13 protein-coding genes are annotated in these 12,259 nt (G+C 72.2%); 7 read left to right on the top strand and 6 right to left on the bottom strand.

Annotated features, from left to right (window positions below):
• Positions 1 to 85: 85 nt before the first annotated feature.
• Entirely contained in the window at positions 86 to 859 is a 774-nt protein-coding gene (locus QSK36_RS19085) for a MerR family transcriptional regulator (protein ID WP_285783356.1), read from the bottom strand.
• 206 nt (positions 860 to 1,065) lie between these two features.
• Between QSK36_RS19085 and QSK36_RS19080 the strand changes: the two genes are divergently transcribed.
• The 7 genes from QSK36_RS19080 to QSK36_RS19050 all read left to right on the top strand — a co-directional run bounded on the left by QSK36_RS19080 (position 1,066) and on the right by QSK36_RS19050 (position 7,924).
• Entirely contained in the window at positions 1,066 to 1,770 is a 705-nt protein-coding gene (locus QSK36_RS19080) for a GNAT family N-acetyltransferase (RefSeq protein WP_285783355.1), read from the top strand.
• Between the two features lie 296 nt (positions 1,771 to 2,066).
• On the top strand, positions 2,067 to 2,576 hold the full coding sequence (locus QSK36_RS19075) for a hypothetical protein (RefSeq protein WP_285783354.1): 510 nt from the start codon (positions 2,067 to 2,069) through the stop codon (positions 2,574 to 2,576).
• 5 nt (positions 2,577 to 2,581) lie between these two features.
• Positions 2,582 to 3,496, top strand: a complete 915-nt coding sequence (locus QSK36_RS19070; RefSeq protein WP_285783353.1) for a hypothetical protein — start codon at positions 2,582 to 2,584, stop codon at positions 3,494 to 3,496.
• A 21-nt stretch (positions 3,497 to 3,517) separates the two neighbouring features.
• On the top strand, positions 3,518 to 4,594 hold the full coding sequence (locus QSK36_RS19065; protein WP_285783352.1) for a hypothetical protein: 1,077 nt from the start codon (positions 3,518 to 3,520) through the stop codon (positions 4,592 to 4,594).
• Complete coding sequence (locus QSK36_RS19060) at positions 4,591 to 4,875, top strand: hypothetical protein (RefSeq protein WP_285783351.1); 285 nt, start codon at positions 4,591 to 4,593, stop codon at positions 4,873 to 4,875. The genes QSK36_RS19065 and QSK36_RS19060 overlap by 4 nt, the downstream gene beginning before the upstream one ends.
• A 293-nt stretch (positions 4,876 to 5,168) precedes the next feature.
• The gene (locus QSK36_RS19055; RefSeq protein ID WP_285783350.1) at positions 5,169 to 6,608 is read left to right on the top strand and encodes an aminotransferase-like domain-containing protein; all 1,440 of its coding nucleotides are present in this window, start codon (positions 5,169 to 5,171) and stop codon (positions 6,606 to 6,608) included.
• A gap of 515 nt (positions 6,609 to 7,123) precedes the next feature.
• Entirely contained in the window at positions 7,124 to 7,924 is an 801-nt protein-coding gene (locus QSK36_RS19050; RefSeq protein WP_285783349.1) for an AfsR/SARP family transcriptional regulator, read from the top strand.
• A gap of 130 nt (positions 7,925 to 8,054) precedes the next feature.
• Here QSK36_RS19050 and QSK36_RS19045 read toward each other — a convergent pair whose 3' ends face one another.
• From QSK36_RS19045 to QSK36_RS19025, 5 genes are all read right to left on the bottom strand, one after another.
• Positions 8,055 to 8,558: a S26 family signal peptidase gene (locus QSK36_RS19045; RefSeq protein WP_285783348.1), complete on the bottom strand. Its 504-nt coding sequence runs from the start codon at positions 8,556 to 8,558 to the stop codon at positions 8,055 to 8,057.
• Positions 8,555 to 10,414, bottom strand: coding sequence for an ABC transporter ATP-binding protein (locus QSK36_RS19040; RefSeq protein ID WP_285783347.1), 1,860 nt, complete (start codon positions 10,412 to 10,414; stop codon positions 8,555 to 8,557). Before QSK36_RS19040 ends, QSK36_RS19045 begins: the two co-directional genes overlap by 4 nt.
• Before the next feature lie 2 nt (positions 10,415 to 10,416).
• Entirely contained in the window at positions 10,417 to 10,983 is a 567-nt protein-coding gene (locus tag QSK36_RS19035) for a TlpA family protein disulfide reductase (protein WP_285783346.1), read from the bottom strand.
• Positions 10,984 to 11,012: 29 nt separating this feature from the next.
• Positions 11,013 to 11,549 (bottom strand): MauE/DoxX family redox-associated membrane protein, encoded by a 537-nt coding sequence (locus tag QSK36_RS19030; protein WP_285783345.1) that lies wholly within the window; start codon positions 11,547 to 11,549, stop codon positions 11,013 to 11,015.
• A 215-nt stretch (positions 11,550 to 11,764) separates the two neighbouring features.
• Positions 11,765 to 11,977, bottom strand: a complete 213-nt coding sequence (locus tag QSK36_RS19025; protein ID WP_285783344.1) for a hypothetical protein — start codon at positions 11,975 to 11,977, stop codon at positions 11,765 to 11,767.
• Positions 11,978 to 12,259: the final 282 nt, after the last annotated feature.

The following is a 12,259-nucleotide window of genomic DNA, read 5'->3' as shown; positions in this document are numbered from 1 at the left end:
GGCGGAACGGGTGAAAGATTCACCCCGTCCTAAGGACGTCCGCGACCCGGCGCGGCCGGCCCCATGTTCGCAGTGGCGTACGGGCTCAGCCGGGCTGGCGGGCCTGTTCCAGGTAGGCCACCAGGCCCGCCATCCGCTCGGCCGGCCAGGGCAGGCTCCGGCCGATCTCCGCGCTGTTGTCCCGCCACATCCTGCGGGCCGCCGCCCTGGTCCGTTCGCCGTCCGGTCCGCCGGGGTGGAACCCGCCCGCCAGCGCGTCCCAGCGGCGTACGAGGTCCCGGGCGCGCTCGTCCTCCGCGGGCACGCCGGTCTCCACGAGCCGCAGGCCCTCCTCGACCAGCCCCGCCCACTCGCGTCTGGCCGCTTCGACGCCATCGCCGCCCAGCGCGTTCCTGCGCTCGGCCAGCCGCTCGCGCTGCTCTTCGGTGAAGTAGGTCTCGAACACCGACATCAACTCCAATGTGGTCATCAACCGTTCCGGATCGGGGCCGGACGAGTCGCCGGCCTGCCGGAGCAGGCCACGGATCCGCTGACGCAGCGTCCCGATCAGCTCGGCGTGCTCGTCGAGCCTGCGCAACTGCGCCGTCAGCAGCTCGCGCATCGACTCGGGGTCGTCCGCCGCGCCGTCGAGAACACCCGCGATCTCCTCCAGCGACAGGCCGAGCGCCCGCAGGGCGCGGACGCGGTACAACCGCCGCAGGTCGCGCTCGGTGTATCGGCGGTGCCCGGCGGGCGTACGCTCGCTCGCGCTCAGCAGCCCGATCTCGTCGTAGTGGTACAGCGCGCGCACCGTCATCCCGGTCGCCCGCGCCAGCTCGCCGATCGACCATCGCCGTCCGGCGTCGTCTGCCTCGATCACGCCCGAAACGCTACGACCTCCCCCGGCGTGAGGTTCAAGCCCCCGCGAGCGCGCGATCGGCCGCTTCGCGCCGATCGGGCGGCACCCCTCCCGGGCGAGGACAGGAACCCGCCTGACTACACTGCGGCTGCGAGAACCCCCGGTCACGACCCTGTCGACGGCTGGTCACCGACGCTCGCGCGCGCAGACACGAAAGGCACCGCACAATGGTCGACCGTGACGCCGTCGCACTCGACGACCCGGTCGGTGAGTCGCTCCGCGGCCGCCACGCGCACCTGGCCCGCCGGCTCGGCCGGGCGGCCGGTTACCTGCCGGAGGTCGCGACCTTCTCCACGGTGTCCGCCGACCCCGATCCGGCGGAGTGGGCCGACCTCGCGCGATTGCTCGGCCGCGGCGAATTCGCCGACCTGTTCAGCTGCCCGGCGACCCCGCCCGCGGACTGGGAGCCGGTCTTCACTCTCGACGGCTTCCAGATGATCTGGCCCGCGGGCACCCACCCGGGTCGCGCCGACGCCGAGTCCGGCTCGCGGATAGCCGAGCTGGGCGTCGACGACGTGCCCGAGATGCTCGATCTCACCGCGCGGACCCGGCCGGGGCCGTTCTGGCCCCGGACGCACGAGCTCGGCACCTATCTGGGTGTCCGCGAGAACGGCGCCCTGGTCGCCATGGCGGGCGAACGGCTCCGCCCGCCTGGGTGGACCGAGATCAGCGCCGTCTGCGCCGCCCCCGAAGCCCGCGGGCGAGGTCATGCCTCCCGTCTGGTGCGCGCCCTGGTCACACGTATCACGGCTCGGAACGAGCGCCCGTTCCTTCACGTGGCCGAGGCCAACGTCAACGCGATCGCACTCTACGAGCGGCTCGGCTTCGTGGTCCGCAGGCGCGTGACGTTCCGCGGGTTTCGTACGCCGTGACGGATCGTCACGACGTTGGTCTCGGAGACCTCGTCCCGGCGCGACCGGTCCTGGAGGGGTGAACCCTCGCAGGTCTTGACGACCAGCAGGTCGCCTTTTGAACGTCCCCGTCTCAGGGCGTCGCGCCTCTTCGGATGATTACCGAGTGAGGGCCGAGATGCTCGGCGTGGTGATCTTACTTTCCGGGTGCGCGTGACTACGTTCTGCAGCTGTGCGTCCGTTCGACGCCTGAGTGATCCGTCCACAAATGCCGGAAGAAGGACATGCGCAATCTTCGCCTACCTGGCTCTGTCGCCATGCTCACGTTGGCATCGGCGGTCGTCGCCGCCTGCGCCCTGGCCCCCGCCTACGCGGGAACGACGACCGCCGCCCAGGCCGCTCAGAACATCGCGCAGCCGGATCCACCGGAGGACGACGAGCCCTGCCCCAACGGGGAGCCGAAGCCCTGCGGCGCCTCCGGACAGGACCGGGAGGGCGTCGACTCCGGCCGCGAGGACGCCAAGAAGGAGGCCGAGGCGGCCAAGAAGGACATCGCCGCCGCCAAGGACAAGACCGATCAGTGCCCTCCCGGGTCCGCCCAGGGCAAGCAGTGCATGCATAACCTCATCGGCGACGGCACCGAGCAGCAGGCGGGCATGGACAACGTCCAGCGGGAACTCACCACCTTTCAGCCCGCGCCGACCGACAACGCCACGTCGGCGCTGAACGCCACCTGTGACACGTTCGCCGCGGAGCTGCCCGCCGCGTTCGAAGCCAACGACGGCTCGCCGTCGCTGACCGGCCTGTGCGAGTTGATGAACAAGTGAGCGCCATGACAACTCTGACCCGGCGGATGCCGGTGCTGTCCGCGGCCGCCCTGGTCACGTTCCTTCCGATGGCGGCGTTCGCCGGTTCTGAGCCGGACCTGCCGGCCGCGCAGGCGTTCGACGGTGACACGCCGCTGCCGTCCGTGCGCCCCGTGACCGGGTATTGCGCGGCGCACCCCGGGGCATGCCGGTTCGCCGTCGACAAGGCCGGCTCCGGGGACTTCTACAGCGCCGTCAAGTCGCTGGGCAACGCCGCCGTCAACTGCACCGACGACGAGATCACCGTGACGCGTCAGATCACGCTGCGCACCGGCAGCACCGACAACCTCGGCGGCGAGATCACCGGAAAGATCGCGGTGGAGGGGCAGCTCAACGCCTCCGGCGAGGTCTCCGCCGCGGTGAACGCCGAAGGCAGCGGCAGCTTCGACACTCCGAACAAGCAGCAGGGCCCCAGCGCGACCTTCGGCGCCAAGGCCGGCGCGAACGGCAGCGGCAAGGTGGGCGGCTCCCTGGGGCTCAAGGGCGCCTTCGAGGGCGCGTTCAAGCTCGCCTACCAGCACACGTGGACCAGCGAGCAAACCGAGTCCACGACCTACACCACCAAGGTCCGCCCGGGCGACGCCCTGGTGTTCGGCGCCAGCGCCGCCATGCAGCGCGTCGCCGGGACGATCACGGCGCCGAACGGCCTGTCGGTGCGCAACGTCGTGGTCACCGGTCCCTCGACGGTCAACACCAGCACCTTCGTCGCCGAGACCTTCGTCGTGGGCGGAAACACCTGCGAGCAGGTGCACCCGCACGCCAAGACCGCCGCGGACGACAACGTCAACGCCCGCCGCGTCGACGCGCTGACACCCGTCTCCGCGCTGCCGCCGGGCGCCCGGCTCAGGGAGCGGACCATGCTTCCGTTCCGGCCGTCCTGACCGTCCCGCCAGCCTCTTGTGATGGAGATCATCGTGAACATCGTGCAGACCCGTGCCGGGATCGGCATGGTCCCGGCCGCCGGCCTCGCCGCGGCCCTCTGCCTCGGCATGCCCGCGGCCGTCCAGCCCGCGTACGCCGACGCACCGGGTAGTTCGGGCAGCGCGGGCAGCCGGCCGGTCGCGGTCGTCAACGGCGACTTCGCCCTCCCCGCCATTCCCGCGGGCAGCGTGAACTGGGGCCCGGTGCAGGGCTGGTCGGTCGGTTCGACCGCCGGATCCGGCACCGCCGCAGGGGTCGGGCGTTACGCGGGCGCGGACTCGGGTCATCCGGACGGCAAGACGGCCGTCATGCTGCGCTTCCCTGCCGCCGCTTACGGCTTCAAGCAGCGGCTGCGTGGGGTACGCGCGGGCGCCCAGGTAACCGTCACCTTCGACGACAGCCCCGGAATCGCCGCCGCCTGCACACCGGCCTCGGTCGCCCAGGGCCAGTCGTACACGGTCGAGGGCGCCGGGGGCGAGGTCAGCGAGCGGACCACCGCCCCCGACCCGGACAAGAAGCTCAACACCCTCGGCAAGGGGGTGTGGCGCACCGGGCAGACCTACACCTTCACCGCCTCCGAGCACGAACCACTGCTCACCTTCACCTCGAAGGTGCCGGCTCCCGCCAACGCCAACGGCAACTGCGGCCCGATGATCGCCGGCGTACGGGCGGTCCAGGTCCCGCCACCGGTCGACAAGACCATTCCCAAGACCGCCCTGCCACCCTCCCAGGCCTTCTACGGCAACGACGCCAGGCCGGTGACCGAGGCGGTGAACTACTGCAACGGCGCTCCGGGCAGGTGTGTCTTCACGCCGGAGAAAGAGTATTCGTATGCCTACTACGAGCCGGCCCAGATCAACGGGGACACCTATATCAACTGCACCCGCAACGCGCTGACCCGCACGCGCCCGGTCACCTTCGCCGGGCGCTCCTACGGGGACCTGCCCGCAGGCGCCGGCCTGCCCGGCACCACCGGCACGCCCAGCGCCATGGCCCAGCAGTTCACCGCCGGAACCGCGACCAACCCACGTGGACCACCACGAGCACCCACACGGTGAACGAGGCTCTCCAGCCTTCCGAAGCCTCCTGGATCGAGACCCAGGCCGGCCGCCGGCGCACCGAGGGCTGGTTCGCGGCCGATCCCGCTCCCGCCGACCCGAACACCGAGTGGCGCCTGTACACCGTCGTGGACTACCCGGCCACCGAACTGTCCGACCGCGTCTACCAGCGCACCGGCCCGATGACCGCATCGGAGAAGCAGCGCTGCCAGGCCGACCGTCCCACGGCCTCCACACCCGTCGGCGTGAACACCCCGGCGGGCGCCAACCGCTCTTCCTGACCGTCACGGCGTAGCCGGCACCCGCCGGCTACGCCGCCGGAGCCGCCGTCGTCGAGGCGTCAGCGGGAGTGGTGCCCGACCACGAGCTGATCGTCGGTTCCTCCCCCGACCGGCCGGGGTGTCCCGGTGCGGCGCATTCAAGGCCTCCCGCTTTTTGCAACGCTTCTGTAAGCGAACTGAAAGTCATCTGAGATTGCCTGGCCCGGGAACCGCGACGCCGGAGTGGCCGTTCCCGCGGAGCCGGCACGGCCTTTCGATCCTTCACCCCGCCGGCCTGCGCGAGAACCGTAGTTATGGCGAGCCGAAGGGGCATGATGCGGACGGCGACGACTCTGGCCATCTATGTCGAGCTGGCACGTGGCTCTTCCGAGTCGATGGCGGCACAACTGGCCAGGCAGCTGAGGCAGGCCGTCCTGGACGGCCGTCTGCCGCCGGACACGCGCCTGCCGTCCAGCCGCACCCTCGCCGAGTTGCTGAAGGTGTCGCGGCCGGTGGTGCAGGAGGCCTACCGCATCCTGGAAGCCGGGGACCTGGTCGAGAGCAGGCGGCGGTCGGGAACCTACGTCAGGCGGGCCCGGCCGGAGAAGGCCGCCGGGGAGCCGGGCGGAGGAATGCCTCCCGCGGACCGGGCCCGCCGGACGACGCTCGTCGACCTGTCCCCCGACCAGCCGTCCGGAGAGGACTTCCCGGTGCCGGTGTGGCGGGCCGCGTGGCGACGGGCCGCGCACCGCATTCCGGGCGCGGTGGAGATACCCGGCGAGACGGTGCTGCGCCGGGCGGTGGCGGCGCACCTGCGCGCGGTGCGCGGGCTGGAGGCCGATCCGGAGAACGTGCTGATCACGACCGGGGTCCGCCAATCTCTGGACCTGGTGGCGGCGGTCGCGATACAGCCGGGCACCGTCGCGGCGGTCGAGGACCCCTGCCTGCCCACGGTGATCCGGCTGCTGCGCCAGCACGACGTCACCACCGTGCCCGTCCCCGTGGACGCGGACGGGGCGCTGGTGGAGACCGTGCCCCGCACCGTGGGGGCGGTCGTGGTGCGTCCCTCCCACCAGATGCCGCTGGGAGTGGAATTGTCCCTTTCGCGGCGGCGCGCGCTGGTCGAGCTGTCGGCGGCGCGCGGGGCGCTGATCGTGGAGGACGACCGGGACCACGACTTCAGCGAGACGATCCGGCCGCAGTCGCTGTGGGACCTGAGCCGGGATCGCACCGACGACGTCGTCTACGTGGGCTGTCTGTGCCGGCTGCTCCCGGACGTGGTGTGCACCGGGTACATCCTCGCCCGCGGGCGCCGGCTGCGGCAGCTGGCCGAGCACCTGTCGCTGCGGCAGTCGGGCACCGTGGCGGTGGCGCAGCGCGCCGTGGCCGAGATGCTCGCCTCGGCCGAGACCCGCGTCCGCGTCGACCGGCTGCGCCACGCGTATCAGGCCAAACGGCAACTCGTGGTGGACACCCTGGCCCGCCACCCGGCCGTGGAGCGACTGAGCGGCGCCCAGTCCGGGTCACACGTGTACGTCGAACTGCGCCCCGAAGTGCACGTCGACCACGTCATCCGGGCATTCGAAACGAAGGGGATCGTGGCGCCGGCCACCGCGCGGTACGAGTGGAGTGGCCTGGTTCCCGCCAGGAACGGTTTCCTGATCAGTCACAACCACCTCACCGAGGCGGTGCTGTCCCGCGCGCTGGGGAAGATGAGCCGCTGCCTGGACCATCTGGTCCCGTGCCCCTGCTGACGCGGCAGGCGCACCTGTCCACTAAAGACCGTGAATGCCCTGCAACTGGCTATCCTCGTCCGTCTCGTGCACCGGCAGGATGGGAACAGCCGGCCAGGCCGTCAACGTGGACGCGCTGGGAGCGACGCGTCGGCCATGGCCACACGAGAAGGCGGACCGCCCGCCGGCGTCGACGTCGACGCCTGCCCTCCGATGGGCCCCTCGGCAGGGCCACGGCACAGGGCTCCGTAACAGGGCCACGGCATGGGGCTGCGGCACAGGGTCGCAGCACAGGGTCGCAGCACAGGGTCGCAGCACAGCACAGGCCGCAGCACAGGGTCGCTGCCGTAAGCCGGGCGCCTCCGTCGCCGCCTGCCCCTCCCGGCGGCCGTCTCGGCCCCTTCCCCTCCCGCACGGCGTCCGCGTACGCCGCGGGCCGGTGCGCGCGGAAGGCGAGCACGAGCTCCCCTCCTGGCCGGGCAGTGAACCGGCCTTCACGAAGGCCGCCGAATCGATAGCCAGAGAAAGGCCACGACATGCTCTTCCACCTGCTGGGACGTGTTCAGGTCGGCGACGACGACGCGCCCATGACCATCGGATCGGCCCCAGTCAGGGGGCTGCTCGCCGCGCTCCTGCTCGAAGAGGGACGCTCGGTGCCGGTGGAGCAACTGATGAGATACCTGTGGGAGGACCCGCCCGGCTCGGCCCGTAAGAACCTGAGACTCCACATCGCCCGGCTGCGCAACCGGCTGGCGGCCCTGGGGCTGCGCGACCGCCTGATCACCCTTCGGGGAGGCGGCGGCGAGGGCGGCTACCGGCTGCTGACCGTGCCCGAGGAGGTGGACGCGGTCATGTTCAGGCGGCTCGCCGCCGAGGGCTTCGCCCGGCTGCGCGCCCGGCGGCCCCACGCGGCCGAGGAAGCGCTCACCGGGGCCCTCCGGCTGTGGCAGGGGCCGATCGGGCAGGACTGCACCGCCTCGGAGCTGCTGCGATCCCGGTTCACGGCCTTCGGCGAGCTGCATCTGACGGTGCGGGAGCGGCTGGTGGAGGCTCGCCTGGGCCTGGGCCGCACGGCCGACCTCATCCCCGAGATCCTGGAGGTGCTGGCCGACGCCCCCTTCCGGGAGACCTCCTGGGCGCACCTGATGCGCGCGTACTACCTGGGCGGGGACGTGGCCGGCGCGATCTCGGCCTGGGGACGCGCCACGGCGGTGCTCGGCGGCCGGCTCGGCCTCGACCCGTCGGCCGAGCTGCACGAACTCCACCTCGCCGTGCTCCGCCGGGACGACGACGCCGTCCGGGGCGCCGTCGTCCCCCAGCCGGAGGCCGCCTGCTAGATCGTGTCTTCCAGATCGTTTCTTCTAGATCCCGGCCTGAAGAGGCCGGTCGCGCAGGAAGGGCCGCGAGGCGTTCCGCCTCGCGGCCCTTCCACGTCTCTCCCGCCCCGGGTCCCCAATCCCCGGTCGCTCAGTCCCTCCGGTCGCCCGGCGCCCGCGCGGGGAGCACGCGGACCACCTTCCCGACGAGGCCGGCCGCGGGGACGTATCCGAAGTGGCGGGAGTCCATGCTGTGTCCGGCGTTGTCGCCGAGCAGGACGAAGGCCCCCCGTGGAACGGCGGTCTCGTCCGCCTGACGGGGGACCTCGGCGGGGACGGGGTCCCCCGGGATCGCGGCGACCCTCTTGACCACGTAGCCGGCCCCGGGATCCACAGTGACCTGGCTCGGCATGAGGCCCGCGCGCTCCGCTACGAGACTGGCCACGTCGGCCAGGACGACGTCCTCCCGGCGGAGGCGGCGGGCGGGGACGCGCCGCACCAGCACCCGGTCGCCGGACCGGTACGTGGGGCGCATGCTGTCCCCGGAGACGCTCACCATCAGCAGCCTCCTGCGCGCCCAGACCAGGCCCGCGGCCGCGGTGGCGGCGATGGCGGTGACAAGGGCGAGGAGGAGCGGCAGCGGTGCGGCGGTCACAGGCCGAACCTCCCCCGAACCAGCTCCAGCAGGTCCTCGGCCTGCGGGGGCGACGGCTCCGCATAGCCCTCGGCCTGCATGCGGAACAGGCCGGCGTAGACGCCGTCGAGTGCGATCAGTTCCTCGTGCGTGCCCTGCTCGGCGACCGCGCCGTCCGCCAGGACGACCAGCGTGTCGGCGTCCCGCAGGGTGTTGAGGCGGTGTGAGACGAGCACGCTGGTCCGGCCCGCCCGCCGTTCTCGCAGGGAGTGGTGGATGCGGTGCTCGGCCTCGGCGTCCAGGCCGGAGCTGGGCTCGTCCAGGATCATGAGGTCGCGCCCCGCCCGCAGGTGCGCGCGGGCCAGCGCCAGCCGCTGCCACTGCCCGCCGGACAGGGTGACCCCCGTCTCGCCGCCGGTGTCGCCGTCCTCCTGGTCGTCCCCCTGGAAGAAGAGCCGGGACAGCAGGGTGTCGTAGGAGTCCGGCAGCGCGGTGACGAACTCGTGGGCCCCGGCGTCCCGGGCCGCGGCGGCGATGCGGTCCCGGTCGCCGAGGTGGGCCAGGTCCCCCAGGCCGATGTTCTCCGCGGCGGTCAGGTCGTACTCCATGTAGTCCTGGAAGACCGCGCTGATCCGGGACCGCAGTTCGGCCGGGTCCAGGTCGCGCAGGTCCACCCCGTCCCACAGGATCGCGCCCCGCTCCGGGTCGTACATCCGGCACAGCAGCTTGACGAGGGTGCTCTTGCCGGCGCCGTTGCGGCCGACCACCCCCACGGTGCGACCGTACGCGATGGTGAGGTTCACGCCCCGCAGAATCCAGGGGTGACCCGGCGAATAACGGAACCACACGTCGCGGAACTCGATCCCGCGGGCCAGCGGAGCGACCTTCCCGGGGTGCGCGGGCACCGGCAGGTCGGGCCCGGCGGCCAGGACCTCGCGATAGTGGGTGAAGAGCAGGAGCTGCTGGTGCGACTGGGCGATCCCGTTGACGACGGCCAGGCCCGCCGCCTGCACCCCGGCCACCGCCGCCACCAGCAGGGAGACGTCGCCGACGGTGATGCGCCCGCCCGCCGCCGCGAGCACGGCCCAGATCATCGCCCCGCCCGCCACCGCGGCCCCGATCATGCCGGTCAGCCCCTGGGCGCCCAGTTCCCTGCGGTCCAGCCGCCGGTTCTCGCCGTCGGCCCTGCGGCGCTGGGCCGACATGCGCTCGCGCAGGTGGGCGCCGATGCCGAACAGCCGGATCTCCTTGGCGGCCTGGGCGTCGGTCAGCAGGTCCCGGAAGAAGATCTCCCGGCGTTCCACCGGGCTCAGCCGCCAGTAAAGCGAGGCCCTGCGCCGGGCCAGCCGCAGCTCCAGGCCCAGCACCGGCACGGCGGAAGCGAGCACCAGGACGGGCATCCACGGCGAGAGGACCAGCAGCGAGCCGAGGAACCCCAGCCCGGTGATGACGGCGCCGGCCGTGGACAGCGCGCCGGAGACGACCACGCCCGGGGTGGTGCCGCCGTGCTGCAGCGCCATCCGCATCCGGTTGAGGAAGGCCGGGTCCTCGAACCTGGCCATGCCGACGAACCGCTCGGTCACCGCGAACAGCCGCTCCTGCGCCAGCAGGCCGACCCGGCGCCCGGTCTCGGCCGAGGCGTACCGCAGGACGTGCGGCACCAGCGCCATGACGAGCCCGGCGGCGGCCAGGGCCACACCCGGCCCGAGCACCGCCCCGGCGCCGCCCCCGGTCGTGACGCCGTCCAGGAGCAGCTTGGTCAGCCACGCCCCCGCGACCGGCGCCACCGCTCCCAGCACCGTGAACACCGTGAACACGCCCGTGTGCAGCCGGCCGGCCCGCCAGGTCAGCCGCAGGGCCTCGATGATCCCGCCCACCGTCACACCTCCGCCGGATCGAGGAACAGGTGCTCCATGCCGGCCCCGGAGGCGCTGACCACGCCGCCCGGGTCGACCAGCGCCAGCGCCGGGTACGCCCTGACGCCCAGCGCCTCACCCACCGGGCCGCCCCGGTCCGGCTCCACCACCACGGTGGCGACCGGCTCCAGCTGCCGGACCTTGTCGGCGAGGTCACGGGCGTCGCCGACAAGGAGCGCCAGCACCTGGGTGCCACCGCCGGGGAAGGCCGCGGCGAACTCCGCGAACTCGGGCAGTCGCTCCTCGCACGCCTGGCAGCCCGCGGTGAAGGCCCCGACCAGCGTGGTTGATCGGGCGAAGAACTCCTCGCCGATCGGCTCACCGCGCACGGTGTGGCCGTGGAACGCGCCCACGCGCTCGCCCGCGGCACGCATCGTGCGCGAGGGCTTGTGCACGACTCGCCAGCGCCCCGGATCGGAGCGCGCGGCCGGCAGGATGTCATACGCGCGCAGGCGGCGGATCACACCGGCCGTGAGCAGGAGGTTCAGTACGCCGACAAGGCCGGCGAACGACACTGCGAAGATCGACACGAGGACTCCCACGTCTCAGGAATTGGCATTCACGCGCCCGACGGCCGGAGCAGACCGGCGATGCCGTCGGTGAGCAGGACGAGGCCGGCCACCACCAGGCCGAGGAACGCGGCGGCCACGGCGCCGGCCGGTTCCGGCACGGCGCCGGGGGCGTCGAGGCCGAGGACCGAGCCGGTCAGCGAGCCGGCCAGCAGCACACCGTTGCGGACCAGGTGGGCCGGGCCCACCGGCGACGGCGAACCACCGCCGAAGCAGGCGCACGGCACGCGCCGCCGTGACAGCAGGGCCGACGCGATGGCCGCGGTGAGCGCCGCCAGCAGCGCCGCCGCGACCGCGAACCCGGCCACGACGGTGGCCGGCGGGACGAGCAGCACGGCCACGGCCAGTTCCCCGGCGACGACCACCGGTCCCGTCACCGTCCGTGCCGGCGGCGGAACCCACGGCGCCAGCGCGCCGGTCGCGTCCAGGAAAGCGGCGTACGCGCCCCGGCCACGCATCTTGCTCAGCGCCGAGACGGCGAACACGGCGCCCACGAAAAGGCGGCAGCAGATCAGGACGTACTCCACGGTGACTCCTTTCGGGCAGCGGATCGGGAATGGACACAAACGCCGCCCGGATCGCACCTCGTGTGATCCGGGCGGCGTGTTCACCGCGCACTGCGATTACGCGGACCGGTGTGACCTTTCACCGGAATCGCCGGCGAATCACCACCGGAACCGCGAATCGCGCTTTTGTCGTTTCATCGCGGTCCCGCTCCGGTTTCCCGCCGGATTCCGGTCGGTCAGCAGCCGCCCGACGTTTGCAGGGTGATGGTCTTGGCCTCGAAGTCCACGCAGATCTTCTTCGTGACGGTCGCCATCGTGAAGGGATATCCGCCGGTGCAGTTGACCTGCTCGGTACCGATGGGGACGCACTTGGCCACGGCCTGAGCCTCCGCCGCGGGAACCACCGTGCTCAGCATGCGGTCGGTGAGCGACCCGAGAGTCCGAATCATTCTCACACCTCTTTCCGTTGGTTTTCCTCCCTTTCGGGAGGGGCCGGTTTCTCCGACACCGACGACAATAGGAATGATTTGCATGGGAACGGCATGCGATTCATTCACGAGTGCCCCCGGCCGAACCCCGGTCGCCCCGTCCGCTCCGGCGACGGCCGCAGGGCCCGGCCCCGCTCGCCGATGAAAGTTGCAAGTCCATACGAAATCAGCCGCAGGTCAGGGCCTTGCGGGCCGCCTGAGCGTTGACCGTACGGCACGGCGAGGAAAAGGATGCGGCTCGAC

Origin of the sequence: Microbispora sp. NBRC 16548 (assembly GCF_030268985.1) — a bacterium.
Lineage (GTDB): Bacteria > Actinomycetota > Actinomycetes > Streptosporangiales > Streptosporangiaceae > Microbispora > Microbispora catharanthi.
The sequence above is the reverse complement of the archived record's forward strand: the minus strand, read 5'-3'. Positions and strand labels throughout refer to the sequence as shown.